Origin of the sequence: Candidatus Kinetoplastibacterium blastocrithidii (ex Strigomonas culicis) (genome assembly GCF_000319245.1) — a bacterium.
GTDB classification, from domain to species: domain Bacteria; phylum Pseudomonadota; class Gammaproteobacteria; order Burkholderiales; family Burkholderiaceae_B; genus Kinetoplastidibacterium; species Kinetoplastidibacterium blastocrithidiae.
Map to the genome: position 1 here is coordinate 423,253 of NC_019814.1, position 25,130 is coordinate 448,382.

28 protein-coding genes and 1 tRNA gene are annotated in these 25,130 nt (G+C 30.3%); 16 read left to right on the forward strand and 13 right to left on the reverse strand.

Annotated features, from left to right (window positions below; translation table 11 throughout):
- Position 1 precedes the first annotated feature (1 nt).
- Positions 2-1,106 (reverse strand): peptide chain release factor 2 gene (gene prfB / locus CKBE_RS02090; protein ID WP_162137604.1). Its coding sequence is split into 2 segments (ribosomal slippage): positions 2-1,024 and positions 1,026-1,106, totalling 1,104 coding nucleotides; the frame shifts between segments, so codons are not numbered across the junction.
- Positions 1,107-1,468: 362 nt separating this feature from the next.
- Here prfB and queE point away from each other — a divergent pair.
- The 4 genes from queE to CKBE_RS02110 are packed head-to-tail and all read left to right on the forward strand — an operon-like array spanning position 1,469 to position 3,666.
- On the forward strand, positions 1,469-2,101 hold the full coding sequence (queE, locus tag CKBE_RS02095; RefSeq protein ID WP_015237942.1) for a 7-carboxy-7-deazaguanine synthase: 633 nt from the start codon (positions 1,469-1,471) through the stop codon (positions 2,099-2,101).
- Entirely contained in the window at positions 2,098-2,541 is a 444-nt protein-coding gene (locus CKBE_RS02100; protein ID WP_015389994.1) for a 6-pyruvoyl trahydropterin synthase family protein, read from the forward strand. The genes queE and CKBE_RS02100 overlap by 4 nt, the downstream gene beginning before the upstream one ends.
- A 17-nt stretch (positions 2,542-2,558) precedes the next feature.
- Positions 2,559-3,038, forward strand: a complete 480-nt coding sequence (tadA, locus tag CKBE_RS02105) for a tRNA adenosine(34) deaminase TadA (RefSeq protein ID WP_015237944.1) — start codon at positions 2,559-2,561, stop codon at positions 3,036-3,038.
- Positions 3,039-3,072: 34 nt separating this feature from the next.
- Positions 3,073-3,666 (forward strand): YigZ family protein, encoded by a 594-nt coding sequence (locus CKBE_RS02110; protein WP_015237945.1) that lies wholly within the window; start codon positions 3,073-3,075, stop codon positions 3,664-3,666.
- A gap of 39 nt (positions 3,667-3,705) precedes the next feature.
- On the opposite strand, the gene trxA is transcribed toward CKBE_RS02110, so the two are convergent.
- Entirely contained in the window at positions 3,706-4,041 is a 336-nt protein-coding gene (gene trxA / locus CKBE_RS02115; RefSeq protein ID WP_015389995.1) for a thioredoxin, read from the reverse strand.
- Between the two features lie 191 nt (positions 4,042-4,232).
- Here trxA and tsaD point away from each other — a divergent pair, with 191 nt between their 5' ends.
- Complete coding sequence (gene tsaD, locus CKBE_RS02120; protein ID WP_015389996.1) at positions 4,233-5,267, forward strand: tRNA (adenosine(37)-N6)-threonylcarbamoyltransferase complex transferase subunit TsaD; 1,035 nt, start codon at positions 4,233-4,235, stop codon at positions 5,265-5,267.
- A gap of 12 nt (positions 5,268-5,279) precedes the next feature.
- On the opposite strand, the gene plsY is transcribed toward tsaD, so the two are convergent.
- Positions 5,280-5,906: a glycerol-3-phosphate 1-O-acyltransferase PlsY gene (plsY, locus tag CKBE_RS02125; protein ID WP_015237948.1), complete on the reverse strand. Its 627-nt coding sequence runs from the start codon at positions 5,904-5,906 to the stop codon at positions 5,280-5,282.
- Positions 5,907-6,003: 97 nt separating this feature from the next.
- On the opposite strand from plsY, the gene surE reads away from it, so the two are divergent.
- From surE to CKBE_RS02150, 5 genes are all read left to right on the forward strand, one after another.
- Positions 6,004-6,750 carry a 5'/3'-nucleotidase SurE gene (gene surE, locus CKBE_RS02130; protein WP_015237949.1) on the forward strand — a complete coding sequence of 249 codons (747 nt, stop codon included), beginning with the start codon at positions 6,004-6,006 and terminating at the stop codon, positions 6,748-6,750.
- Between the two features lie 49 nt (positions 6,751-6,799).
- Positions 6,800-7,540, forward strand: coding sequence for a peptidoglycan DD-metalloendopeptidase family protein (locus tag CKBE_RS02135; RefSeq protein ID WP_015237950.1), 741 nt, complete (start codon positions 6,800-6,802; stop codon positions 7,538-7,540).
- The gene (locus CKBE_RS02140; RefSeq protein WP_015237951.1) at positions 7,537-8,316 is read left to right on the forward strand and encodes a 3'-5' exonuclease; all 780 of its coding nucleotides are present in this window, start codon (positions 7,537-7,539) and stop codon (positions 8,314-8,316) included. The genes CKBE_RS02135 and CKBE_RS02140 overlap by 4 nt, the downstream gene beginning before the upstream one ends.
- 57 nt (positions 8,317-8,373) lie before the next feature.
- Positions 8,374-9,681, forward strand: a complete 1,308-nt coding sequence (rlmD, locus tag CKBE_RS02145) for a 23S rRNA (uracil(1939)-C(5))-methyltransferase RlmD (protein WP_225968671.1) — start codon at positions 8,374-8,376, stop codon at positions 9,679-9,681.
- 95 nt (positions 9,682-9,776) lie between these two features.
- Complete coding sequence (locus CKBE_RS02150) at positions 9,777-11,705, forward strand: peptidylprolyl isomerase (RefSeq protein WP_015389998.1); 1,929 nt, start codon at positions 9,777-9,779, stop codon at positions 11,703-11,705.
- A 15-nt stretch (positions 11,706-11,720) separates the two neighbouring features.
- Here CKBE_RS02150 and rsmD read toward each other — a convergent pair whose 3' ends face one another.
- Complete coding sequence (gene rsmD / locus CKBE_RS02155) at positions 11,721-12,284, reverse strand: 16S rRNA (guanine(966)-N(2))-methyltransferase RsmD (RefSeq protein WP_015237954.1); 564 nt, start codon at positions 12,282-12,284, stop codon at positions 11,721-11,723.
- On the opposite strand from rsmD, the gene ftsY reads away from it, so the two are divergent.
- From ftsY to CKBE_RS02180, 5 genes are all read left to right on the forward strand, one after another.
- On the forward strand, positions 12,283-13,389 hold the full coding sequence (ftsY, locus tag CKBE_RS02160) for a signal recognition particle-docking protein FtsY (protein WP_015237955.1): 1,107 nt from the start codon (positions 12,283-12,285) through the stop codon (positions 13,387-13,389). The genes rsmD and ftsY overlap by 2 nt on opposite strands.
- A 118-nt stretch (positions 13,390-13,507) precedes the next feature.
- Positions 13,508-14,548 (forward strand): 3,4-dihydroxy-2-butanone-4-phosphate synthase, encoded by a 1,041-nt coding sequence (gene ribB / locus CKBE_RS02165; protein WP_015237956.1) that lies wholly within the window; start codon positions 13,508-13,510, stop codon positions 14,546-14,548.
- Positions 14,549-14,641: 93 nt separating this feature from the next.
- Positions 14,642-15,124, forward strand: coding sequence for a 6,7-dimethyl-8-ribityllumazine synthase (gene ribH / locus CKBE_RS02170; protein ID WP_015237957.1), 483 nt, complete (start codon positions 14,642-14,644; stop codon positions 15,122-15,124).
- A 29-nt stretch (positions 15,125-15,153) separates the two neighbouring features.
- Positions 15,154-15,585 carry a transcription antitermination factor NusB gene (nusB, locus tag CKBE_RS02175; protein ID WP_015237958.1) on the forward strand — a complete coding sequence of 144 codons (432 nt, stop codon included), beginning with the start codon at positions 15,154-15,156 and terminating at the stop codon, positions 15,583-15,585.
- Positions 15,586-15,688: 103 nt separating this feature from the next.
- Positions 15,689-16,186, forward strand: a complete 498-nt coding sequence (locus tag CKBE_RS02180) for a phosphatidylglycerophosphatase A family protein (RefSeq protein ID WP_015237959.1) — start codon at positions 15,689-15,691, stop codon at positions 16,184-16,186.
- On the opposite strand, the gene pyrF is transcribed toward CKBE_RS02180, so the two are convergent.
- From pyrF to gmk, 4 genes are all read right to left on the reverse strand, one after another.
- The gene (gene pyrF, locus CKBE_RS02185) at positions 16,181-17,026 is read right to left on the reverse strand and encodes an orotidine-5'-phosphate decarboxylase (RefSeq protein ID WP_015237960.1); all 846 of its coding nucleotides are present in this window, start codon (positions 17,024-17,026) and stop codon (positions 16,181-16,183) included. The genes CKBE_RS02180 and pyrF overlap by 6 nt on opposite strands.
- A 189-nt stretch (positions 17,027-17,215) precedes the next feature.
- The gene (locus CKBE_RS02190; protein WP_015237961.1) at positions 17,216-18,790 is read right to left on the reverse strand and encodes a RelA/SpoT family protein; all 1,575 of its coding nucleotides are present in this window, start codon (positions 18,788-18,790) and stop codon (positions 17,216-17,218) included.
- 15 nt (positions 18,791-18,805) lie between these two features.
- On the reverse strand, positions 18,806-19,009 hold the full coding sequence (gene rpoZ / locus CKBE_RS02195) for a DNA-directed RNA polymerase subunit omega (protein ID WP_015389999.1): 204 nt from the start codon (positions 19,007-19,009) through the stop codon (positions 18,806-18,808).
- Positions 19,010-19,082: 73 nt separating this feature from the next.
- A complete protein-coding gene (gene gmk, locus CKBE_RS02200; RefSeq protein ID WP_015237962.1) occupies positions 19,083-19,712 on the reverse strand; it encodes a guanylate kinase in 630 nt (209 codons plus the stop codon).
- 220 nt (positions 19,713-19,932) lie between these two features.
- On the opposite strand from gmk, the gene CKBE_RS02205 reads away from it, so the two are divergent.
- Entirely contained in the window at positions 19,933-21,447 is a 1,515-nt protein-coding gene (locus CKBE_RS02205) for an AMP nucleosidase (protein WP_015237963.1), read from the forward strand.
- Between the two features lie 7 nt (positions 21,448-21,454).
- On the opposite strand, the gene CKBE_RS02210 is transcribed toward CKBE_RS02205, so the two are convergent.
- From CKBE_RS02210 to adk, 5 genes are all read right to left on the reverse strand, one after another.
- Positions 21,455-21,530 (reverse strand) — tRNA-Ala (locus CKBE_RS02210).
- Positions 21,531-21,552: 22 nt separating this feature from the next.
- Positions 21,553-22,335: an exodeoxyribonuclease III gene (xth, locus tag CKBE_RS02215; RefSeq protein WP_015237964.1), complete on the reverse strand. Its 783-nt coding sequence runs from the start codon at positions 22,333-22,335 to the stop codon at positions 21,553-21,555.
- A gap of 74 nt (positions 22,336-22,409) precedes the next feature.
- Positions 22,410-22,685 carry a 30S ribosomal protein S20 gene (gene rpsT, locus CKBE_RS02220; RefSeq protein ID WP_015237965.1) on the reverse strand — a complete coding sequence of 92 codons (276 nt, stop codon included), beginning with the start codon at positions 22,683-22,685 and terminating at the stop codon, positions 22,410-22,412.
- Between the two features lie 112 nt (positions 22,686-22,797).
- Positions 22,798-24,387: a murein biosynthesis integral membrane protein MurJ gene (gene murJ, locus CKBE_RS02225; RefSeq protein WP_015237966.1), complete on the reverse strand. Its 1,590-nt coding sequence runs from the start codon at positions 24,385-24,387 to the stop codon at positions 22,798-22,800.
- Positions 24,388-24,436: 49 nt separating this feature from the next.
- Positions 24,437-25,093 (reverse strand): adenylate kinase, encoded by a 657-nt coding sequence (adk, locus tag CKBE_RS02230; protein ID WP_015237967.1) that lies wholly within the window; start codon positions 25,091-25,093, stop codon positions 24,437-24,439.
- Between the last annotated feature and the right edge of the window lie 37 nt (positions 25,094-25,130).

The window sequence follows — 25,130 nt, forward strand, 5'->3', positions numbered from 1 at the left end:
TTTAAATGCCCATCTTTAGGCTTTCGTGAATAAATACATCTAAATCTCCATCAAGGATTTTTTGTACATTGGAGACTTCTACATTTGTTCTCAGATCTTTTATTCTGCTCTTATCTAATACATATGAGCGTATTTGATTGCCCCATCCAACATCTGTTTTTGAGTCTTCTAGTTTTTTTTGTTCAGCCATCCTATTACGCATTTCTAAATCATATAATTTTGACTTTAGCATTTGCATAGCTTCTGCCTTATTTCTGTGTTGTGATCTATCACTCTGACATTGAACAACTATTCCTGTGGAATTATGTGTAATGCGTACGGCTGAATCTGTTTTATTAATATGTTGTCCACCAGCACCACTAGCTCTATAGGTATCTATTCTTAAATCGTTTGGATTAATCAAAATATCAAAGGAGTCATCTATTTCTGGGTATACAAATATACTTGCAAATGAAGTATGTCTACCACCAGAAGAATTGAATGGGCTTTTTCTAACTAAACGATGAACACCTGTTTCAGTTCTAAAATAACCAAATGCATATTCTCCAATAATTCTAATTGTAGATGATTTAATTCCAGCAATTTCTCCTGTTGACTCTGTTATAATTTCAGAGCTAAAGCCTTTCCTTTCTGCATACCTAAGATATTGCCTTAATAGCATTGATGCCCAGTCTTGTGCTTCTGTTCCACCGGCTCCTGATTGTATATCTAAAAAACAATTTAGCTTGTCTGTTTTGTTAACAAACATTCTGCAAAATTCCATTTCTTTTATTTTGCTATAAAACAGATCCATATTATTTTCTAAGGATCTTATTGTTTTAAAATCATTATCTATTTCTGATATGTAAAATAGATCTATAGAATCATTTATTTCATTGTGTAGAAATTCTAGAGTGTTTATAATCTCCTCTAAATATTTCTTCTCTCTATTTAGGTTTTGGGCACAACTCACATTATCCCATAATTTAGGATCTTCTAATTCAGTATTTATGATATGCAATCGTTCTAGTTTTTTATTGTACTCAAAGATACCTCCGAAGGTCTAATTCTCTTTGTGCGTAATCTTTAAGTCTTGTGATTATTTGATTTTTGTTTTCTATATCCATTATTTTAAACTCTCTTTGTTTTAAATATTTAATAATTAGTAACATATTATATATGTTGTATATGTTTTAACATGACATATTATTTATAATACTATGTCATGTTATTCTGTTATTTTTAAGTTTATAATTCTGTTTGCTGTATAAATTAATGGGTTATATCTTTATTCTATAATTTATCTATTACTATATTCAAACTATAGAAGTTGATTTTGAAAAATATATTATTTGTTTTAGTAATGAATAGTGAATTTGTTGGTGCTTTCAAAAAAATCACAAAATATATAAATTATTTATCTAACTAGTGTGGATTATATTTCATTTTAATTAAATTTAATTATCATATTTATTCTAGAGAGCATTTGATGACGTATTCTGTAAAAGAAATTTTTAAAACACTACAAGGTGAAGGATTTTATACGGGAAGAGCTGCTGTATTTTGCAGATTTACTGGTTGTAATTTTTGGAATGGAAATAATCCAGATCGTATTAATTCAGTATGTAAATTTTGCGATACTGATTTTATTGGTATAAATGGTTGTAATGGTGGCAAATTCAGATCTGCCAGTCTACTTGTTAAAGAGATATCTAGAGTATGGGGAGAAGGTGATTTTAGCCGTTATGTTGTATTAACTGGAGGTGAGCCGTTACTACAACTGGATAGTGATCTATTAAATGAATTACATAATAATGGATTCGAGGTTGGTGTTGAGACAAACGGTAGTATTATTCCTCCTAAGAATATAGATTGGATTTGTGTTAGTCCTAAGGATTTAAATCATATGGTTTTAAGAGAGGGCAATGAGTTAAAATTAGTTTTCCCTCAAGATAGTATTTGCCCAGATAATTTTATTAATATGGATTTTCAACATTTTTATTTGCAGCCTATGTATAGTGATAATCTATCCTTAAATATTGATTTAGCAGTTGATTATTGTAAAAAAAACCCAAAGTGGAGACTAAGTCTTCAAACACATAAATACATAGGGATACCATGATTTCAATCTCAAGAAAACTGGAATTTGATGCCGGCCACAGAATACAAAATCATAAAGGAAAATGCAATAATATTCACGGACATAGATATTCATTAATAGTTACATTGGAAGGAGAAATTTCTAAATCAGCTACAAGCAGTGATTATGGCATGTTAATGGATTTTGCTGATGTTAAGATTATAGCGTTAAAAAATATAATAGAAGTTTGGGACCATGGATTTTTAGTATCTAATGATGATTATGAAATTTTAAACTTATTAAAATCTTTAACCAATCATAAAACTGTAATTTTAAATAAAGTGCCAACTGTTGAAAATTTAGCAATTATTGCTTATGAAACATTAAAACCTCTATATAGCAATCATTATGGGAATAAATTGAGTTTAAAAAAAGTTTGCCTATATGAAACTCCTAATTGTTGGTCAGAGTATATTGGTTAATATTGGTTTAATATATTATGATTATATTGAATGATTTTGATAAATCTATGCTTTCTCTAGCATTGAAACAGGCAGAAATAGCCTATCGCAAAGGGGAAGTACCTGTTGGTGCAGTTATAGTTAATGATGATTATATACCAGTTGCTTTTGGTTACAACAGAACAATAACTGATCACGATCCAACAGCACATGCTGAGATTGTTGCTATAAGATTATTAGCTAATAAAATTAATAATTATAGATTAAATGGCATGAGCATGTATGTAACTTTAGAGCCATGTGTAATGTGTATGGGTGCAATTTTAAATTCTAGATTAGCTAAAGTTATTTATGGAGCTAGAGATTTTAAAACAGGTTCTTGTGGTGGGGTTTTAGATATAGCATCTATTAAAGAGATTAATCATCATACAGCTGTTTTTGACGGTAGCTCATTAAATGATTGTAGCTATATAATGAAAAATTTTTTTTATAATCTACGTAGAAAAAAAAAGAACTAATAATGGTTATTATTGTTTCTGTTAATCAAATCTTATGAGAACTATTGATGATGTTTGTAAATATGTAAAATTGGTAAAGAAAAGTCGTTTCTTAGTTAAAGCAGTTTCAGTAAATCATGTTTATGAAGCTGATAATTTTTTATGTTCTAATAAAAATAGTCTTGCAACTCATAATTGTTGGGCTTATCGTATAAATGATTTATATCGTTTCTGTGATGATAAAGAGCCATTTGGTACTGCTGGTAGACCAATACTTCAAGCAATAGATGGTCTTAAACTAAATAAAATCGCTGTTTTGGTTGCCAGATGGTTTGGTGGAGTAAAGCTTGGGAAAGGTGGTCTTATGAGGGCTTATAAATCTTCTGTTGAGGATTGTCTGTCTCAAGTTAATTTAATCGAGATTATAGATACAGTAATAATAAAATGTATACTATCAGTCAAAGATGCTCACATTATATACAATCCATGCGAAAGTATAAGTATAATTTCTGACAGTTTCAATAATGATAGTTATGAGTTTGTTATCAAAATTCAAAAAGACAAAGTAGGTGATCTAAAAAATAGAATCAATAAATTATCTAAGGATAATTCACTGTTTTACTGCCTAGACAGTACTAAAACAAACTAAAGTAGTACTTGCTAGGTCTTTTCTTACTTAAAGTATTTCTTATGAAATAATGATTTCACCTTCTTGTGATTTTTGAATAAGTTCATTTATTTTATTGATATTTATAGATCCTGGTTTTGAATATACCTGTTTCTTCTTATGGAATATAACTATAGTTGGTATTGAACTGATCTTTAATTCTGAAGCCAGCTCTTTTTCAATATCTACATTTATTTTTGCAAATATAGCGGAAGTATTTTGTTGTGCTGCGTTTTCAAATATGGGAGCAAAACTCTTGCACGGTCCACACCAAGGAGCCCAGAAATCTATAATTACTGTATCATTATTTTCTATAGTTTCATGAAATGATTTTTTATTTAGTTCTATCACGCTCATTTATCATATCCTTTTTTATAAAATTTTTCACATTTCACCATTCGCAATAGTACTAGTATGATTTAACTATGTATTGTAATGGTTTTGTATAGTTACATATTATAATAACTTTTTGTAGTATTATGTAAATAGTGTGAGATGCTTTTATCATGCTATTATTTTAAATTTGTTTGTTATTAAAAGATGGCGAAATGATAATTCTTGGATTTGAAAGTTCTTGCGATGATACTTGTGTTGCTGTTTTCTCTACAAATTTAGGATTAGTCTCTAATATTGTTCATACTCAAAAGAATACACATATTGAATATGGAGGGATAGTCCCGGAGTTGGCATCTAGAGATCATTTGAGTTATATAGTACAACTAACTAAGAAAGCAATGAGTGATATAGATTTAGATTTCTGTGATATTAATGCTGTAGCTTATACCGCTGGCCCTGGTTTATTAGGTTCCTTACTAGTTGGTTCTAGTTTTGCTAAGTCTATTGCTTGGTCTTTGAGCAAACCATCCATACCTATAAACCATTTGGAAGGACACTTGTTATCTCCTTTAATTACAAACCAAGATTTGAAGTTTCCTTTCATTTGTCTCTTGGTATCTGGTGGTAATACAATGATCGTTCTAGTTAAAGACTTTTGTGACTATTATGTGCTAGGTGATACATTAGATGATGCGGCAGGAGAGGCTTTTGATAAGATTGCCAAACTAATAGGTTTGACGCCATGTACTGGATTAGAGTTGTCAAAATTGGCTGATGATGGTGATAGTAGTTGTTTCGATTTTCCAAGACCAATGTTAAGAACCAATGATCTTAATTTCAGTTTCAGTGGATTAAAAACTTCAGTGATGCTGAAAATTAAAAAATTAAAATCAAATGGTAATTTTGATTATTCTACAAAAGCAAATATAGCAGCATCAGTGCAAGATGCTATAACTGATATATTAGTTCATAAGGTCATTCTTGCAGTCAAGAAGACTGGTATAAATAATGTTGCTATTTCTGGTGGCGTAAGTGCCAATAAAATTTTAAGAAATAAATTAATCTTTGCTTTAAATCCTCTAGGTGGTAATGTTTATTTACCAGACATTGAACTATGTACTGATAATGCAGCCATGATAGCATTTGCTGCTTCATATAGAATAAAATCTGGTCTAGTTGATTTTACAAATATTGCAGATCTAAATCATGTTATATCAAGATGGGGTATAGAGGATATTAATAGATAAATAGCTAAGCAATTAAAAATTTATACTATTTTCTGTGCCATTTATTAGTTTTTTAATGTTTTTTTTATGCTTATAGATTAATAATATGCCCACTACCATGATAGATATTAGTATCTCTCTGTCAGTATTGCCCGTTTTATAGTCAATAAAATAGTAAGTTATGGCTATAACAACAGTTACAATGGATGACATTGAAGAATACTTCCATATATATGAAATTATTATCCATGATATTGCATAGAATACTGACGACAATGGATTTATTGCAGATAGTATTCCAAAAAATGTTGCTATCCCTTTTCCCCCTCTGAAATTAGCAAAAACTGGATACATGTGACCTAATACTACAAATACAATAGAAAGTCCCATTAATTTTGGACAGTTGATTCCGTAAATTATAGTGGTTATCTTTATAGCTATAAATCCCTTTATCATATCTCCTAACAATGTTATTATGGCTGCTATTTTGTTACCTGTTCTTAGCATATTTGTTGCTCCAGGATTCTTAGATCCAAAATTACGCGGGTCTTCTAGTCCAAGAAATATACTTGTTAAAACTGCAAACGGTATTGAGCCAATTATGTAGGAAAGTATAGTTACTGAAAAAAAATGAATATTTGTGCAATTGTTAGCTATCATATCGATATTGTTCTATAATTCTGAGTTAGGTATATAAGATAAACAATTATGTAATATTAACAGATAAAGCATATTATTTCTTGAGATAAGTCTTTTAATGCATATTCTAATTTCTAACGATGATGGTCATTCTTCAGTTGGTCTGAAAGCTGCAGTTGATGCATTAGTCAGCATAGCAGATGTCACAGTGGTTGCTCCTGAATCAAATTGCAGTGGCTCCTCAAATTCGATAACACTTAATAGGCCATTAAGTGTACATTTTGCTTCAGATAATTATATGATTATTAATGGTACTCCAACTGATTGTGTTCATCTAGCCTTGACAGGCTTGTTGGATAATTTACCTGATCTTGTCATTTCTGGTATTAATAACGGAGCTAACCTTGGTAATGATGTTCTATATTCTGGCACAGTTGGAGCGGCTAGAGAAGCCTACATGTTCGGCATTCCTTCGATTGCTGTGTCTTTGGTTGAAAAAGGATGGGGCAATTTAGAATCAGCTGCTATGATTTTGCGTGATATAGTTATTAATTGCATTAAAAATCCTTTTCAAGAATCATTCCTATGGAACATTAATATTCCTAATATTAGTTTAAACCATGTTAATGGTATAAAGTCTACTAGAATAGGAAAAAGATATCCGTCACAATTATCAACAAAGCATAAAACTCCTCGTAATGAAACAGTTTATTGGATTGGTCCAGTTGGAGAAGTTTCTGACAACTCTGATGGAACTGATTTTAATGCCATATCAAATAATTTTGTCTCTATTACACCATTGGGAATTGACTTAACCATAATAGATAATTTAGGCAAAATAAATAAATGGATTGGAAGTATTTAAAAAAACTACTATATTGCTGTTTATTGCTTATATTGATATGAGATAACTAATGATTTATATTTTACGTATTATAAACGTACTAATAAGATGTTTATTCTTTGCCTCATTATTACTAATTTCTGGATGTGTTAGAGAGATAACTGATTTTAAATGTGCTCATATATTTGAAATTTCTATGGATGAAAAACAATCTGTAAATGTCTATATAGTTAAGCAGGGTGATAGCTTATATAAAATAGCAAAACATTACGGAGTGGATGTTGATTTACTGAAAAAAACTAATAACATGGAGAATTCTTATCAAGTTAATGTTGGTAGTTTATTATATATACCTATAATAGATAATTCCTATGATGAATCAATTATTACAGATAGTAGAGTAGTGAGAAATGATAATTTTCGCTCGAGAAGAAATACAAGTAGTACTTCGATAGACTGGGAATGGCCTTGTAGTGGACTTGTAGAGGAATATTTTAGTTTAAAAAATAGAGGCATAGACATATACGGTAATATTGGTGATCCTGTTTTAGCTGCGACTGATGGCAGAGTTGTATATAGCGGTGGTGGTGTTAGCGGTTTAGGAAAGTTATTAATTTTGAGCCATAACGAAGGTTATATAACAGCGTATGCTCATAATAGTAAGATTTTTGTTTATAATGGTCAGGAAGTTACAAAAGGTTTTAAGATAGCAGAGATGGGTGATAGCGACTCAGATGCTCCTAAATTACATTTCGAGATTCGTAAAAACGGTTTGCCAGTTGATCCTTTGATTTATCTTCCAGAAAAATGATTCCTGTCCTAGTATTTGATATAGAAACTATTCCTGATGTCGCCGCTATAAAAAAAATAGGAATGTATGATGAGTGTCTATCTGATCAGCAGATATTAGATCTATTTATTTCTAAACGCATAGAATTATATGGCAATGATTTTGTGCCGTTGCATTTACATAAAATAGTTGCTATTAGTTGTGTTTTTAGAAACAATCAAGGTCTTTATGTAAAAACACTCGGCAAACATTCTGATGATGAACATACTCTGCTTGAGTGTTTTTTTTCTATTATCAATCGGTATTTTCCAAGGCTAGTTAGTTGGAATGGTACAGGTTTTGATCTTCCTGTAATACATTATCGTAGCATGGTAAATTGTATTTCTGCTCCTAAATATTGGGATACCGGTAGTTATGGTGATCGTGATTTGAAATTTAATAATTACATTAATCGTTATCATAATATGCATTTAGATTTGATGGATGTTTTATCTAAATATAATGGACGTGCTAGTGTTTCAATGGATGAGTTAACAAAATTATGTAATTTCCCAGGAAAAATTGGTATGAATGGCAGTAAGGTCTGGGATTATTGGTCTGATAGCAAAATTTCTGAAATACGTTCTTATTGTGAGACTGATGTTGTTAATACATGGTTGTTATATTGTAGATTTTGTTTATTTAGAGGAGATATAAGCAAAGAATCTTATGATGATGAAATTAATATAGTAAAACATAAAATATCATCTCTTGATGGAGAGCATTGGAAATCATTTCTTAAGTCTTGGAATAATTAACATCTATTAAATAAAACATTACAGTGGCATCTATAAATAATAATATTGGAATATAATTTGAAAAAAACGTTACGCATTGAATCTATTGATGCTAAGGGCATAGGGGTATCACATGATGAAAATGGCAAAGTGGTTTTTGTGGATGGTTCTTTGCCAGGTGAATTAGTGCAGGCTAAAATTATTAAAAGAAAATCATCTTATGATATTGCTGTTTTAGAGGATATAATAATCAGTTCGCCACATAGAGTTATTCCTCGTTGTAAATATTTTAATATTTGTGGTGGATGTTCTATCCAACATCTAGATGCTGCGGCACAGGTAGCGATAAAGCAACGTGTTTTGGAAGATAGTTTTTGCCATATAGGTAAGGTAAGGCCAGGTTTTTTGTTTTGCCCTGTATATGCTGAAACATGGCATTATAGAGATAGATCTCGTCTATTTGTAAAATTTTTACAAAATAAAGATAAATTACTTTTAGGTTTTTATGAGAGAAAAAGTAATAGAGTTATTAATATTTTAAATTGCCCTATACTTTCAAGGAAGATTAATATCTTATTGAGCCCTATAAGAGAGGTGCTACATAAGTTAACTATAAGAAATTCTATATCTCAAGTAGAAATTGCTGTTGGTGAGAATAGTGTATCATTGCTAATATATAATTCATGCACTCCTTCTCGTTATGATATAATCGATCTCGTCAGTTTTGGTATGGATAATTCTGTTGATGTGTGGCTGCACTCAGGTGATATCATCTATAAAGTTGGTGATTGTTCTTATGAGGATACTAGTTATTCCCTACCAGAATTTGAGATATCTATACCATTTAGGCCTAAAAATTTTACTCAAATTAACCATAAGCTTAATAGAATATTGGTATCAAAGGTTGTAGGTTTAATGGATATAAAATCATCTGACAACGTACTAGACTTGTTTTGTGGATTAGGAAATTTTACATTTCCGATTGCAAGGATGGCTAACAAGGTGCTTGGTATAGATATAGATGATAATTTAATCTGTAAGGCTAATAGTATTGCTGTAAATTATAATTTACAAGATGTAGTTAGTTTCATAAAGCTGGATTTGTTTTCCTTGAAGGATAGTTTTTTTAATAACTTAGATCCTTTTGATATAATGTTAATTGATCCTCCTAGAAGTGGTGCTGATTTGATAGTTAGGTTGCTTATCAGTTTAGCTAACAATAAAAGGCCGCGAAGAGTAGTATATGTATCATGTAATCCTCATACTTTAGCTCGTGATTCTTATTTATTAGTTACTAATGGTGGTTATAGAATTGTATGCTCTGGTATTATTAATATGTTCCCTCATACTAGTCATGTAGAATCAATAACTGTATTCGATACTTGAGTTTTTTGTGTTTTTGTAATTTTATTTTTATAGAGCGACGCTATTAATTTTATAGGGTCGATTTAATAGTCCTGATATATCAAATTTTTTATTTTATGTTTGAGTTTATTCGTAATAAAAGTCGCTTCATGCTTTTAATTGTATTCTTGTTAATAACTCCTGCTATATTTTTTTCCGGAGTATTTAATTATCAGCATGAACAAAATGATCCTAAAATTGCTAAATTTGCAGATAGTTATATTACTTTGTGTGAATTTAATACTGCCTATTCTGGTTTTTTGGAACAATTGCGTTCAAATGTTAGAGATTGTAAAGATGTAAGTATGATTGATACTCCTGATATGAGAGAGCATTTCTTAGAAGAGCTAATTAATACTAAATTGCTCAGCATTGTATCATCAGACATGCAAATATCTGTTACTGATGAAAGGCTTAGAAACTATATAGCTTCTTTAGATTGGGGTAATGGCAAGGGCAATTTTTCTAATGATGATTATATAAAAGTATTATCGAACTATGGAATGACGCCTTCTGAATTTGAATATAATCAGAGAAAATTTCTTTCTGTTAGACAAGTCACAGATTCTATAGTTTCTTCTGGAGTAACTTCAAAAATTGTTTTAAGAAATTATATAGATAGTCTATCTCAGAAAAGAGTTATACGCACTAAAATATATAACTTTGACAATTATAAATCTTGCGTTTCTGTTGATCCAGAAGAGATTAATTCATGGTATTTTAAGAATAAAGACTTTTTTAAAAAGCCAGAAAATGTCGATGTTGATTATATAGTAATAGATGAAAATGATTATGATGAGTTATTAGATTATAAAGATAAGGAAATTGAGTTATTTTATAAAAATAATCTTGATAAATTCACTGAACCAAGGAAGTTTTCTTTTGAGAGCATATTTTTCTCTTTTGATGACATTAAGTCAAATAAAGACAAGTCTGCTCTATTTAAAGAGGCTAGAAATATTTTATCTGAGTTAGAGAAAGATCCAAGTTATATGCTTTCTTCCAAGGATAATTCTGCTTCAAGTTTTATTTATACAAATTATGGCTTAAGTACTGAAGAAGAGATATTAGAATCATTAGGTCAAGAAGCTAAAGAAATTATTTTAAATTTATCCAAAGGACATCATTCAGAATTGCTGGAGACATCGAGTGGGTTATATATATTTAGATTGAATAAAATATCATCACCTCATATATTACCGCTTAAGGATTCTAAAGATCAGATTGTTCTTGAAATGCAACAAGATAATAAGAGAAGACGTTTTTATGAAAAAATTGATCGCATAAGAGAATTAATATACAACAAAGATTATGATATTGAGTCTATTGCATTAGATATAGGAATGAAAACCTCATCTATAAAGGGGTTAACTAAGAGCGGGATTACATTTGATGACAAAAATCATAATGCTATAAAAAATAGCTATTTAGATACTTATCAAGTTCTAAGTGTAATTTTTTCTAATGACTTTTCGTTTGATAAAAATTATTTTGGATTGGTTCAAATATCACCATCAATTTTTATAATAATGAAGGTAGTGAATTATAATCCTGCTTCTATTTTTTCATTAGAAGATGTTTATAGTAAGATTGAGTCTATTATCATTGATGATAAAGCTAGATTGTTGGCTATAGATTATGTTAATAATGATATTGAAAACATTCTTAAAAAAAATGGATTTAATAGTAGCGAATTCTCTGAAAAAATTGAGATATATAGATTACAATCAGATTTTAGATTACCAAAAGAGTTAGTAAATTCTGTAATGTCTATGCCTGTAAATAGTTTGCCATATTATGATAAAGTTGTCCTAGATTCAGGAGTTTTATTAGTTTGTTTAGAGGATGTTTTGAGTAAACAAGATGATCCTTTGATAGATAAACAAATAGAGGAGTCGTTACTATATTCTATAGGTAAATCTGAATGGTTAGCATCGTTAAGATTTTTCAAGAATAAATATCAACTCAAATTACTTGATCATGTGGATGATGTTATTAGTAATTAATTTAAGTTTTTTTGATCACAATTTATATTCACAAATCATTAATTTTGAGTAAACAATGCCATTTCTGCTGCTCTTTAATAGCTTGTAATTTTCCGGGGTTGTTATATCCAATTCTGATTCTGAATATATCAGTCCATATTTTTTTATAGTTTTAGGTATGAACATCCATAGTTTTTTTAAAATATTCTGATTAAATGGAGGATCTAATAGGATTAGGTCAAATTTTTTTGTGTTTTTCTTGCATATAAAATCAATAGCGTCGCCGTAATAAAAATTTATATTTTTAGCATTAATTTTTTTAATATTCTTCTTTATAAATTGTATAGTTTCTTTATCATTATCCACCATTTGTATAAAATTAGCACCCCTAGAAGCAGCCTCAAATCCTAATGATCCACTTCCTGCAAATAGGTCAAGAACATTTTTATCTGTAAAATTATTATTCCAATGATTATTTATCCAATTAAATAAAATTCCCTTTACTTTACTTGGAGTTGGTCTTAGTTCTTGCATAGTTGGAAATGTAACTTTAGTATTCTTATATTGTCCAGATATAATGCGAATAGAGTTTTTAATCATGTTTAAATTTTTTAAAAAGAAATCAGTTGGTATTGATAATAGAAAAGAATCACCAGAGGCTATTGGTTCCGATGATTTTTTAGAAAAAGTATCAGATTGTGGTAAAGCTTATGAAAGCTCTGTTAAGAAGAACAATTTAAATTATACAGGTAATAGTGAACAAATATCAGATCAAGAATCAAAATATGTAGTTGTTAATAATAATTGGCTCAGTTTTTTGAGAAAAGGTTTATATAATACGAGTAAAAAGTTAGGTACAATTTTTTATAATTTTAAAACCAATGAAGAGTTGTTTGATAATTTAGAAGACATATTAATAACATCTGATATTGGTTGTAGAATGACTGAAAAAATCTTATCAAAGTTAAAAGAACAAGTAAAAAAAGAAAAAAATTCGGATCCAGCGTATATTAAAAGTTTGCTTAGAAATATTTTAATAGATCAATTAAAGCCACTAGAGGGCATTATTAATATAGATAAAAAACCTTTTATAATTCTAACATCTGGTTCTAATGGTGTAGGTAAGACTACTTCTATTGCGAAACTAGCATTTCATTTTAAGAATAGAGGCTTATCAGTTTTGCTTGTAGCCGCTGATACATTTCGTGCAGCATCTTGTGAGCAACTAAGAACTTGGGGATCAATGAATAATATACAAGTTTTTTATACTGATTCTTCTGATCCGTCTTCTGTTGTTTTTGATAGTATACATTATGGAAAATCAAAAAATATTGATGTTATTATCATAGATACAGCAGGACGCCTCGCCTCCAATAAAAATTTAATGACTCAGTTAAGTAAAATAAGGAAAGTCATTTCTAAAATAGATCATGATGCTCCTCATGAATCTATTTTAGTAGTAGATGGAAACACAGGGCAGAATGTTTTGCAGCAGTTAGAATATTTTAATAATGCAGCAAATTTAAGTGGGTTGATAATTACTAAATTAGATGGTTCTGCTAAAGGCGGGATATTAGTTGCTATATCTGATATATGTAAAATCAATAAAGATACCATGCCTGTATACTGGATTGGTTTAGGTGAAGGTATATCCGACTTGTATGAGTTTAGAGCTGTTGAGTTTGTTGATGCATTATTGAATTAATTACTAAATTTATAACACTTTTAGTATTTTGTATTTAAATAGTATTTATAGAATTTATTTTATTTTATTTTCATATTATCTAGTTGAATGCTAGATTTTAAATTAAAAGAGAGGCGTAATGAGTTTGCACATATCTTCTATTTTAGAACTTATTAATGAATTACAATCAGGACGTATGATTATATTGGTAGATGAAGAGGATAGAGAAAATGAGGGAGATCTACTTATAGCATCGGAGTTCGTCTCATCAGAAGCTATTAATTTTATGGTGACTCATGGTAGAGGTTTAGTATGTATTACATTAACACATGAGCATTGTAGTAAATTAGGATTGTCTATGATGTCAGATCAAAACAGATCAAGATATGGTACAAATTTTACCCAGTCTATAGAGGCAGCACATGGTATTGATACTGGTATTTCTGCATCTGATCGTGCTAGAACTATTAGGGTTGCCGTATCCCCAAACGCAACTCCTGACGATATTGTACAGCCAGGTCATATATTCCCTCTACGTGCTGTAACAGGTGGAGTATTAGTTAGGGCAGGACATACTGAAGCTGGTTGTGATCTGACAGCAATAGCTGGCTTAATACCATCTTCTGTAATATGTGAGATTTTAAATGATGACGGGAAAATGGCTAGATTACCAGATTTAATAAAATTTTCACAAAAACATAATATAAAAATAGGGGCTATATCTGATTTAATCAAATATAGAATTCAGAATGAGACGATAGTAAGAAGAATAGGGCAGTTCGATATAGAAACTATTGAAGGAACTTTTAAAGCAGTTTTTTATAAGGATTTATTTCATAGCAAATCTTTGCATATTGCCTTAGTTAGCGGTGATCCTAGAAAATCTAAAGAAACATTAGTTCATGTTTACGAGTCAATATCTATACTAAATATTATAAATCTCAATGAGAAACCATTAAATTTTAATGATGTGCTAAAAAATATAGCTAATTCTTCATCTGGAGTAATAGTTTTAATAAATTGTGAGTCAGTAGAAGGCAATATGTTAGATCAAGTTAATAAAATATTAAACTTAGAAGGTGCTAATAATGCGAATAGTGATAGCATTAATGGATATAGTTGTGGTATAAGTGATCAAATTCTATATGAGCTAGGAGTTGGTGTTAGAAATTTTATCTAATATATATATTTAATATATAGTTTTGATTTCGTAAGTTTTTGATAGTAAGTAGTTTTTATTGATAAATTATAATTATTGGATGTGTTAAATATTATGGATATTCATATCATTGATCCTGATTTAAAAGGTAAAGGTCTTAGTATTGGTATAGTAAGATCAAGATTTAATGGTGATATAAGTCAAACTGAATTGGATTATTGTATAGAAGAGCTTAATAATTTAGGAGTTTCTAATAGTGATATTGTATTAGTTACTGTTCCTGGAGCTTTGGAGATAGGTGTTGCATTATCGCATATGATAGAAACATATAATTTTAATGCAATGATTGCTTTAGGTGCCGTTATTAGGGGGGATACTTTTCATTTTGAAATTGTTAGCAATGAAATGTCTTCTGCTATATCTAATGTTTCACTTAGTACTGGTGTGCCAATAGCTAATGGTGTTTTAACTGTTGATTCCGAAGAACAAGCAAATATCAGAGCTGCTAAAAAAGGTTATGATTGTGCTAGGGCGGCGGTAGAAATGTCTAATCTTATAATAAAACTTAGCGCTGATCAGGAATATGAAGATGAGTAGATTTTCAATATATATGGAGAACTCATCGTATGCGTAATTTTCACAAAGGAGCTCGTAGTCTTGCTCGTGAACTTGCCCTTCAAGGTATTTATGCGTGGCTTATATCTGGTAATATATATAAGAATGTTAATGATATTAATAACGATATATATGATAATATCAAAAGTAATTTAGTTGATAATGATTGGTTTAAGATTCTTATAAATGGCGTTTTAGATAATCATGATTCACTATGTGAAAGATTCACTCCATATATAGATAGATCATTAGATTCAATATCACCAGTGGAGTATGCAATTTTATTAATTGGGACTTTTGAACTAATTAATCACTTTGAAATACCATATAAGGTAATTATAAATGAAGCTGTAGAATTAGCAAAATCTTTTGGTGGCACCGATGGTTTTAAGTTTATAAATAGTGTTTTAGATAAATTAGCTAGTGATGTTAGAAATAATTAACTAACAATCTCAATGTCGCAAAAATGTTTTCTAAATGTTGACAATTTGTTATTCATATAGTTATCTTTTTGATTTGTTATATTAAATTTTTTATTGCCATATTATGAAAAATCGTTATTCTGTAGGTTTTCCAAATTTTTCTTGGATTTGTAAGAAACATGAAAGATTAGTGTCTTTTGGATTTGGTAGTGGTCTTATAAGACCTGGATCTGGCACATGGGGTACTGTTTTAGCATGGTTGTTATGGCATATAATTCCCTGGTATTTAATTAGCAATCCTGTAATATTCTTTATAGTATCCTTGGGGTTTGTGTACGGTTGTATTGCCTGCAAAAAGGTTGATGATGAACTTGGCGCTCATGATCACGTAGGTATAGTATGGGATGAGATTATTTCTTTTATTATTGTTTTGTTATTCATACCTAATGTTTTTTATATTCAGTTTGTATCATTCATAATTTTTAGATTTTTTGATACAATAAAGCCATATCCTATCAACAAGATAGATAAAGAAGTGAGCAGTGGCATAGGCATAATGCTAGATGATTTAATAGCTGCATTCTATACAATAATACTAGTTTCTTTGATTTTCGGATTATAGTTTATTAGCATTCATTTTTTTATTTCTTGATAAGTTTATATCATTCATAAATTTCTTTGCAGCTGTTGATGATGCTTCTCGCCAGTTATCATTGTTGGAAGCATATATTATTGACCTTGATGAACTTATCATTGCTCCAGAACAGTTACTATTTGTACCTGAGACTACAGTTGAATATATATCTCCTCCCTGAGCTCCTATTCCTGGAATGAGTAGTGGCATGTCTTCACCGATAGCTTTTCTAATAATGGATAATTCTTTCGGAAATGTAGCGCCAGCAACTAGTCCAAATTGTGAGTTAGTGTTCCATTCCTTAGACACTACTTGTGCTATGTGTAAATATAGTGGAGTTCCATTTATCATTTTCAATGATTGAAAGTCAGATCCTCCTGGATTAGAAGTTCGACAGAGAACTAATACGCCGCGATCTTTCCATTCTAGATATGGTTCTATTGAATCTAATCCCATGAATGGATTAACAGTTAATGCATCTGCTTTATATCTATCAAATGCTTCAATTGCATATTTTTCTGATGTGTTCCCAATATCACCTCTTTTTGAATCTAAAATAATAGGCAAATATGGATAATTATTTCTTATATATGAGCAGATTTCTTCTAATTCGTCCTCTGCTCTATAGGCAGAAAAGTAGGCAATTTGTATTTTGATGCTAGATATATATTCAGCAGTTGCTTCTATTATGCCTTTACAAAACTCTAATATTGATCTTTTGTTTGTGCTTAATTCTTTTGGGAATTGTTTTGGATCTGGATCTAAGCTAACTTGCAATAGTGAATTATTTCTATCGCATGAGTTTTTAATTTTTTTAATAAAGTTCATTTTTATAGTGTTTTGTAAATTATTACTTGGATCTTAATTGTTAAATTAAGATTATTTATTAAAATAAATAAAATCTATATAATAAAATTTATAATGATCATTTAGGTATTTTTAGATTTTATATTAACTTTTTTTAAAATACTTTTACTAGTTATTAAAGATATATAACTATGCTGGTAATATTTGTTATTATATATCTTTTTCATATTCGATCGAGTTTAGGTATTTTCGAACTTCATATATAGCTTTTATGGATTTTATATGATTAAGCCATTGAATGTCAGGATTTGATCTATTTGATGTTATTATTTCAACCCTATCACCACTATTTAATTTTTTATATAATGAGCTCCACTTCCCATTAATTTTAGAGGTTGCTACTTTATTGCCAAGATTAATCTTAATTGCATATGCGAAATCTATTACAGTAGAATCTTTTGGAAGATTAATAACTTTTCCTGATGATGAGAAAACATATATAGTATCCTGTAAGAGCTCAGTTTTTATATATTCCAAAAATTCTTTTGCTTTATAGGTTTCATTATGTATATCTAATGCACAAGGAAATTTATATTTTTCTAGCTGTTTTTGAAATTCTGTATTGTCTTGTTTTTTTATCCAATAATTAGCAATTCCATTTTCAGCCAAATTATCCATATTTTTCGTTCTAATTTGAAATTTTATTTTTATCCCATTAGAGCTAATTACTGTTGTATGCAAGGATTGGTAGCCATTTATTTTTGGCATAGATATGTAGTCTTTAAATTTCTCATTTATTGGTTTGTAATACTGATGTATAACCCCCATTGTTGAATAACAGTCAGAGATTTTACTAGTAGTAATAATGAAATAGTATGTATCTGTAATCTCGGAAAAAGTCACCCCGCGTGATAACATTTTTTTATATGAGCTAAATAATGAATCTGTACTTCCATTCCTAACTTCAACATCTAAGTTATTTCTTGACGTTTCTTTATATATATCATATCTTATCTTATTGCTTAATTTATTATGTTTTTGTCGTTCAAATAATATTGCTTTATACATTATTTTGAATCTATGTGGATATATTACGGCAAAACTCAAATCTTGTAATTCTTTACAAGTAATATTTAACCCGAGTCTATAAGCTATTGGTGCGTATATCTCTAATGTTTCATTTGCCACTCTTCTTTTTTTGATAGGATTGTTTATAGCGTTTATAGTGCGCATATTATGTAATCTATCTGCCAGCTTTATAAGAATTACCCTAATATCTTTATCTGTGGCTATTAACATTTTTCGTAGATTTGCCGCTTGTTGTTCAAGTTTATTACTAAAATCAAGCTTGTCAAATTTTGATAGGCCATCGACTAATATCGCTACATTTTTACCAAATTTTGTTTCTAACTCAAGTTTTGATATTCCATGATCTTCTATAACATCATGTAATAATGCTGCTGATATTGCCTCTTTATCTAGTTTCCATTGTGAGCATATTTCAGCTACAGCTATAGGATGTGATATGTAAGGAGATCCACTCTCTCTTTTTTGTCCAGCATGAACTTTATCTGCCAATATAAAAGACTCGCAAACTATCTGCAGGTCTTTTTTAGATAGATACAATTTTAATTTTTTCAGTAAAGACAAGAAAGAATTATTTTTAATCAGTAAGAATTGACTAAGATTACCATCTAGTCTGAAATAATCTTTATTCCAGAAATTCAGAAACTTAAAGAATCTTGATAAGCTACTGGAAATAGTCCTGATCTCATTTGAACTCATAATTTAACATTAAAATTAGCCAGGTACTTTGGATAGCATCTCTAAGCCAGACAATCCTTTACTTATTTCACGTAGTGCTAGAACAGTAGGCTTGTCCTTGCTTTCTAATTTTGGAGCGTGACCTTGTGCTAATTCACGAGCGCGGTATGCAGCTGCTAAGGTAAGATCAAATCTATTGTTTATGTTTTTTAAGCAATCTTCTACTGTTATACGTGCCATTTTAGTTCGCTTCTATTGTTAAACATGTAACTTATACTTCAAGTAATATAGGACAATCCTATCATCTACTAATCTAATTTGTAATACCTAGCTTATTAAATAGATTTTTATTCTTAAAGTACTGGTATTGAAATCTCAATTTTGTTGATTTTATGATATGATTCATATCTGATCTCGCTAAGTTGAAATCAGAGTTTATTATAACATAATCATAATCACTAGAGCGCATGATTTCATTCTTGGCTTCAGATAATCTTTTCTCTATAACTTCCATAGAATCCAGGTTCCTGAGAATTAAACGGTTTCGTAATTCTTCGATTGATGGCGGTAGAATAAAAATTCTGATTGCATTTGGATAACAATTTTTTATTTGATCTGAGCCTTGGCAATCTATTTCTATTATAAAATCAGTATCTTTAATTGTTTTATTGTTTATGACTGACTTGTGTGTTCCATAGAAATTACTATGCACTTTCGCCCATTCTATGAATTCGTTGTTATTACGCATTTTTAAAAAGTCTTCTACTGACACAAAGTGATAATCAATTCCATTTTTTTCGCCAAATCTAGGCTTCCTTGTAGTATAAGATATAGAAAATGTTATTGATTCATTATCATTCAGCAGTGCCTTTATTAGACTAGATTTACCTGATCCGCTAGGTGCTGTTACAATAAATAAATTGTTGTTACTCATGTTAATCATTAATTTTATCTTGTGATCCTATCTAATTACTTATTGATTTAGTTATCATAATTATTTCACATTATACGAAACAATTATATGAGTTATGTTATATTTAAAGATATATCTTATAGTTTTATTTTAATAATTTATATCATAACTGATTTATAGTAATAGGTCGTGGTTGTTTTTTGTAATATTGTAGCTTATTGCTTATTATATTTAAATTTAGGTAGATGACATGGATTCAATTTTTATGGAAAATATGCAGAAGCAAAATTTCAGAACCCCAGATAGTTTTTCATTCGATAACTTTCAGGATGCTGAGTTAGCTGTTAATAGGTTGATTGAAATATATGAACGCAATACTGAATTCTTGCGTAATGAATTTAGTAATATTCTGACAAGCAATCAAGGTAATAATATAGATTATAGAGTAAGGGCATGTTATCCAGCTATAAGAATACAAGTAAGTACTCATGATTCTATAGATTCTAGATTTTCTTATGGACACGTCGCTGAACCAGGTATTTATCAAACCACTGTTACAAGGCCAAGGCTTTTTAAATCTTATTTGGTAGATCAAGTTAATCAATTGCTCAACAATCACCGTGTTCCTGTTAGCATTGGAGAGTCTAATTCTCCCATACCATTACATTTTGCATTTTCGGAAGGAGCACATGTTAAATATAGTGATGCTAAGTCAATTAATAGGCCATTAAGAGACATCTTTGATGTTCCAGATCTTTCTGTTACAGATGATGCTATTGTTAATGGTACTTGGAGAGAGAAAGATGGAGATAGCATAAAACCATTAGCTCCATTTACTGCTGCTCGTATAGATTATTCATTACAGCGTCTACAGCATTATACAGCTACTGCTCCTAATTTTTTTCAAAACTATGTTTTATTTACAAATTATCAATTTTATGTTGATGAGTTTTGTGAAATGGCAAGGAAATTAGTAATGGATGGGATAGGTGGTTATACTTCTTTAGTAGAACCAGGAAATATCATTACTAGCAATGATGGATCTGATCAGAATCAAAATTTAAATATAAGAGCTCCTCAGATGCCAGCATATCATTTAACCAGACCAAATCATTCCGGAATTACTTTGGTAAATATTGGTGTGGGACCTTCGAATGCTAAAACTATAACTGATCATGTTGCTGTATTAAGACCACATGTTTGGCTTATGTTAGGTCATTGCGCTGGTTTGCGTGATTCACAACGCTTGGGAGATTATGTTTTGGCTCATGGGTATGTGCGTGATGATCATGTTTTAGATGAGGATTTGCCTTTATGGGTTCCAGTTCCAGCATTAGCAGAAGTGCAAGTAGCGCTAGAGAAGTCTGTTGCGGAAATATCAGGTTTGCAAGGATGGGATTTAAAACGCATCATGCGGACAGGTACTGTAGTTACTATTGATAATAGAAATTGGGAGCTTCATGATCAGCTTGAGGTTGTGAAACGTTTTGCTCAATCACGTGCTATAGCTCTTGATATGGAATCAGCAACTATTGCTGCTAATGGTTTCCGATTACGTGTACCTTATGGAACCTTATTGTGTGTTTCTGATAAGCCGTTACATGGTGAATTAAAATTACCTGGCATGGCTAGTGATTTTTATTTAAAGCAGGTTAGTCAGCATTTAGAAATAGGTGTAAGAACTCTTGAGTATCTAAGAGACATGCCATCAGAGAAATTACATTCTAGGAAATTAAGAACCTTTATGGAAACAGCATTTCAATAATATTTAATGGTGGAGCGGAGGAGGATCGAACTCCCAGCCTTCGCATTGCGAACGCGACGCTCTTCCAATTGAGCTACCGCCCCATTCGTTAATTCTAGTTACTATTCATAAAGTATTCAACGTAGCAATTACTGGTGCATGATCAGAAGGTCTTTCAAGACCTCTTAATGATTTATCTATTACGCAGATCTGACATCTTTCTTTAAGAGAACATGAGATTAATACATGGTCTATTCTGAACCCTATATTGCGTTTAAAAGATGACTTTCTATAGTCCCACCAACTATAAGAGCATTTTGGTTGCTTAAATAATCTGAAAGCGTCAAATAGACCTAATCCTATAAGATTATTAAATAATTTACGCTCAATTTCTGACGTTAATATCTGATTCTTACAAAGTTTTGCATTATAAACATCGTCATCGTTAGGGGCTATATTATAATCACCAAGTACTATCAAATGATTATTTTTTATTAACTTGTTTTTTAGTGTTTTTTCTAGTTTTTTAAACCATTGAATTTTATATTCATATTTTTCGCTGCCTATCGTTTGCCCATTAGGACAGTATACGCATATAACACAAATATTCCCAATTTTTGATGGAAGAGTTATTGATATTAATCTTTTTTGTTCCTCATCCTCATCAGGAAAATTATATAAGGTTTTTATAGATTTATACTTACTGACAATAGCAACGCCATTGAATGTTTTTTGCCCAAGCCAATAACTATTGTATCCTATGTCATTAAATGATTCATATGGAAATTTATCGTCAGTAATTTTTGTTTCTTGTAGACATAGCACATCAATATTATTTTTATCTAAGAAGGACAAGACCTGCTCTAGACGCACTTTTAAAGAATTAACATTCCAAGTTGCTATATTCATATAAAACAATTTTGTAGCATGTCATAAAATAACAACAAATCATAGATAACTAGGGAAGAAGCATAGTTATCAAGTTATTGTTGATTTAACAACATATTTTTTACAGACATTGTCAGACGACTTTTGTGACGCGCAGCTTTATTTTTATGAATTATTCCTTTATCTGCCACTCTATCTATTATGCTTGTCGCTTTTCTTAAGACATCTTCAGATGTACTCTTGTCTTTTGTTTGAATAGATTGAGTTACTCTTTTTATTGCAGTGCGCAGCATAGATCTTAGGCTGGAGTTGTGTTTATTTCTTTCTGATGATTGACGGGCTCGTTTGCGAGCTTGTGATGTATTAGCCATTTTTTCTTAATTCTTTAATTGAAAGTTATAAAGTAGTTAATTATAAAGTTTTTATAATTTAAGTAAAATATTTTTTAGTTATAAATCTATAATTTGTGTTATTTCAATGTTTTTATTTTGTAATAAATAAGCTTAAAAAATCTTTTGATCTCATTCCAAATATAAATAATGAAGCAGTGTATATTATAAATCCTACTATTAGTACAAATGATAGTAATGAAAACCTCTGTATTATACTTGATTGTAATTCTATCCAGTTAATTTTATTTTCGAAGAGGTTTAGAAAAATTCCCATCAAAATGGATGATGGTACTAAACGCAATAGCATGGTTATCCAGCTATTCTTGTATGATTTAAATACTTTATTTTTAGTTAGAAGAAATAGCATGAATAAGGAATTCAAAGTAGCGCCAACGCTATAAGATATCGCAATTCCTACATGAGAGTATAATGGAACCAGAAATATATTTAGTGTTTGCGCAAGAAATAATGATAGTAATGAGGTCTTAGTAGGTGTTATTGTGTCCTGCATGGCATAGAATGCAGAAGACAATATTTTAATGCTCATCATTCCTAGCAACCCTATTGAATATGCTAGAACAGCCAATTTTGTATTATATACATCTATTTGATTAAATTCTCCATAATGAAATAATACAGTTACTAGTCCATTGGGTATTGAAATCATACATACCATTGAAGGTATTCCAAATAACATTATTATTTTTAGGCTATTGTTTATCAATAGTTTGTATTTATCATGATCGTTATTAATGTATGATTTTGACAGATCAGGCAACATCACTGTTCCTAATGCCAATCCTATTAAAGCAGTTGGTAAATCTACTATTCTGTCTGCTAAAGTTAGCCAAGTTAGGCTTCCTGGTGTTAACCAGGTTGCTATATTTGTGTTTATCAGGAGTGAAATTTGAGATACAGAAACACCAAGTAACGCAGGCATCATTTTTTTTATTATGTTTTTTACATATTTGTCATTATATGCACTGGTAAAATCAAATGATACAGATGGTTGTAATTTTACTTTTGATATGGCTATCCATTGTATAGCGAATTGCGCAATTCCTCCTACTACAACGCCTAAAGCTAAAGCATATATAGGCTGAATCGTCTCCTTAGAAAATACTAAGCAAGTTAAAACCATTGAGATATTAAGTAATGCTGGAGTGATAGCTGGTATAGAGAATTTTTTCCAGGTATTTAATATACAAGATGCAAATGCTGTTAGCGAAATAAGAATTACGTATGGGAACATTATTCTTGTCATTAGCACTGTAACATAAAACTGATTATTATTGTTGTTTTTGTATACTCCACTAGCAAATATTTTAATTATAAATGGAGTAAATATTATGCCTAGTACTGTAATTATTATTAGAGATGTTGTCAGCAGTAGAGCCATCCTAGTAATTAAATTATGGATATTTTCGCTCAGGCTGTTTTCATTCCTAGACTCAGTTCTTGCTAGACTTAAAGTTGGTATAAATGCTTGGGCAAATGATCCTTCTGCAAAAATTTTCCTTAACATATTAGGTATTCGGAAAGCTATCCAAAAAGCATCGCTTAGGGAATTTGCTCCTATGTTTTTTGCTATTACGATATCACGAATAAGTCCGGTTGCGCGTGATACTAATGTAAAAATACTAACAATTAATACAGATCGTAGAGTTCCCTTCAAAGTCATAATCTCAAGTTGTCTTTTAATTTAATTTGTGAATATTATACACATATGTCTAGCCAAGTAGACAGGAAAGAATTTTTTTCCTTATTTCATCAACTGATCCAATACCAGTTATCCTTATATATTTGGGAGCGGCAAATTGATCTTTTTCATACCAATTTGAATAGTACTCAACTAATGGTCTAGTTTGTTTCTTGTATATTTCTAGTCGATGTTTAACGGTTTCTTCGCGGTCATCTTCTCGCTGCACCAATGTTTCACCTGTAATATCATCTTTCTCTGGAATTGCTGGAGGATTAAATGTTATATGATAGCTGCGGCCACTTGTTATATGTACTCTTCTTCCACTAATTCTTTCTATTATATTGTTTTCTGGAACTTGAATTTCCACTACATAATTTAGCTCTATTTTTGCATTCTTTAAGGCATCTGCTTGTGGAATAGTCCTAGGAAATCCGTCTAGCAAATAACCATTTGCACAATCATGATTCTTAAGACGCGCTTTAACTAGCTCTATTATGATCTCATCTGGAACTAATCTACCAGAGTCTATTATCTTTTTTAATTCGACACTTAATCCTGTTTCAGCTCTAATTTCTGTACGCAACATATCCCCAGTAGATATCTGTGGAATATTAAATTGCTTTGTTAAAAAAGCGGCTTGAGTGCCTTTGCCTGCTCCTGGTGGCCCGAGCAATATTAGACGCATGAATACTCCTGAATTTTAATATAAATTATTTATAAGA

Excerpts from the sequence above, each read along its gene's own strand:
- rpoZ (WP_015389999.1), bottom strand. The coding sequence starts at position 19,009 with ATGGCACGTATAACAGTAGAAGATTGCTTAAAAAACATAAACAATAGA.
- rpsT (WP_015237965.1), bottom strand. The coding sequence starts at position 22,685 with ATGGCTAATACATCACAAGCTCGCAAACGAGCCCGTCAATCATCAGAA.
- CKBE_RS02190 (WP_015237961.1), bottom strand. The coding sequence starts at position 18,790 with ATGAGTTCAAATGAGATCAGGACTATTTCCAGTAGCTTATCAAGATTC.
- gmk (WP_015237962.1), bottom strand. The coding sequence starts at position 19,712 with ATGATTAACATGAGTAACAACAATTTATTTATTGTAACAGCACCTAGC.
- pyrF (WP_015237960.1), bottom strand. The coding sequence starts at position 17,026 with ATGAACTTTATTAAAAAAATTAAAAACTCATGCGATAGAAATAATTCA.
- surE (WP_015237949.1), top strand. The coding sequence starts at position 6,004 with ATGCATATTCTAATTTCTAACGATGATGGTCATTCTTCAGTTGGTCTG.
- xth (WP_015237964.1), bottom strand. The coding sequence starts at position 22,335 with ATGAATATAGCAACTTGGAATGTTAATTCTTTAAAAGTGCGTCTAGAG.
- rsmD (WP_015237954.1), bottom strand. The coding sequence starts at position 12,284 with ATGATTAAAAACTCTATTCGCATTATATCTGGACAATATAAGAATACT.
- queE (WP_015237942.1), top strand. The coding sequence starts at position 1,469 with ATGACGTATTCTGTAAAAGAAATTTTTAAAACACTACAAGGTGAAGGA.
- ftsY (WP_015237955.1), top strand. The coding sequence starts at position 12,283 with ATGTTTAAATTTTTTAAAAAGAAATCAGTTGGTATTGATAATAGAAAA.
- ribH (WP_015237957.1), top strand. The coding sequence starts at position 14,642 with ATGGATATTCATATCATTGATCCTGATTTAAAAGGTAAAGGTCTTAGT.
- tadA (WP_015237944.1), top strand. The coding sequence starts at position 2,559 with ATGATTATATTGAATGATTTTGATAAATCTATGCTTTCTCTAGCATTG.
- CKBE_RS02180 (WP_015237959.1), top strand. The coding sequence starts at position 15,689 with ATGAAAAATCGTTATTCTGTAGGTTTTCCAAATTTTTCTTGGATTTGT.
- ribB (WP_015237956.1), top strand. The coding sequence starts at position 13,508 with ATGAGTTTGCACATATCTTCTATTTTAGAACTTATTAATGAATTACAA.
- CKBE_RS02110 (WP_015237945.1), top strand. The coding sequence starts at position 3,073 with ATGAGAACTATTGATGATGTTTGTAAATATGTAAAATTGGTAAAGAAA.
- CKBE_RS02135 (WP_015237950.1), top strand. The coding sequence starts at position 6,800 with ATGATTTATATTTTACGTATTATAAACGTACTAATAAGATGTTTATTC.
- plsY (WP_015237948.1), bottom strand. The coding sequence starts at position 5,906 with ATGATAGCTAACAATTGCACAAATATTCATTTTTTTTCAGTAACTATA.
- adk (WP_015237967.1), bottom strand. The coding sequence starts at position 25,093 with ATGCGTCTAATATTGCTCGGGCCACCAGGAGCAGGCAAAGGCACTCAA.
- CKBE_RS02150 (WP_015389998.1), top strand. The coding sequence starts at position 9,777 with ATGTTTGAGTTTATTCGTAATAAAAGTCGCTTCATGCTTTTAATTGTA.
- CKBE_RS02205 (WP_015237963.1), top strand. The coding sequence starts at position 19,933 with ATGGATTCAATTTTTATGGAAAATATGCAGAAGCAAAATTTCAGAACC.
- murJ (WP_015237966.1), bottom strand. The coding sequence starts at position 24,387 with ATGACTTTGAAGGGAACTCTACGATCTGTATTAATTGTTAGTATTTTT.
- tsaD (WP_015389996.1), top strand. The coding sequence starts at position 4,233 with ATGATAATTCTTGGATTTGAAAGTTCTTGCGATGATACTTGTGTTGCT.
- nusB (WP_015237958.1), top strand. The coding sequence starts at position 15,154 with ATGCGTAATTTTCACAAAGGAGCTCGTAGTCTTGCTCGTGAACTTGCC.
- trxA (WP_015389995.1), bottom strand. The coding sequence starts at position 4,041 with ATGAGCGTGATAGAACTAAATAAAAAATCATTTCATGAAACTATAGAA.
- CKBE_RS02140 (WP_015237951.1), top strand. The coding sequence starts at position 7,537 with ATGATTCCTGTCCTAGTATTTGATATAGAAACTATTCCTGATGTCGCC.
- CKBE_RS02100 (WP_015389994.1), top strand. The coding sequence starts at position 2,098 with ATGATTTCAATCTCAAGAAAACTGGAATTTGATGCCGGCCACAGAATA.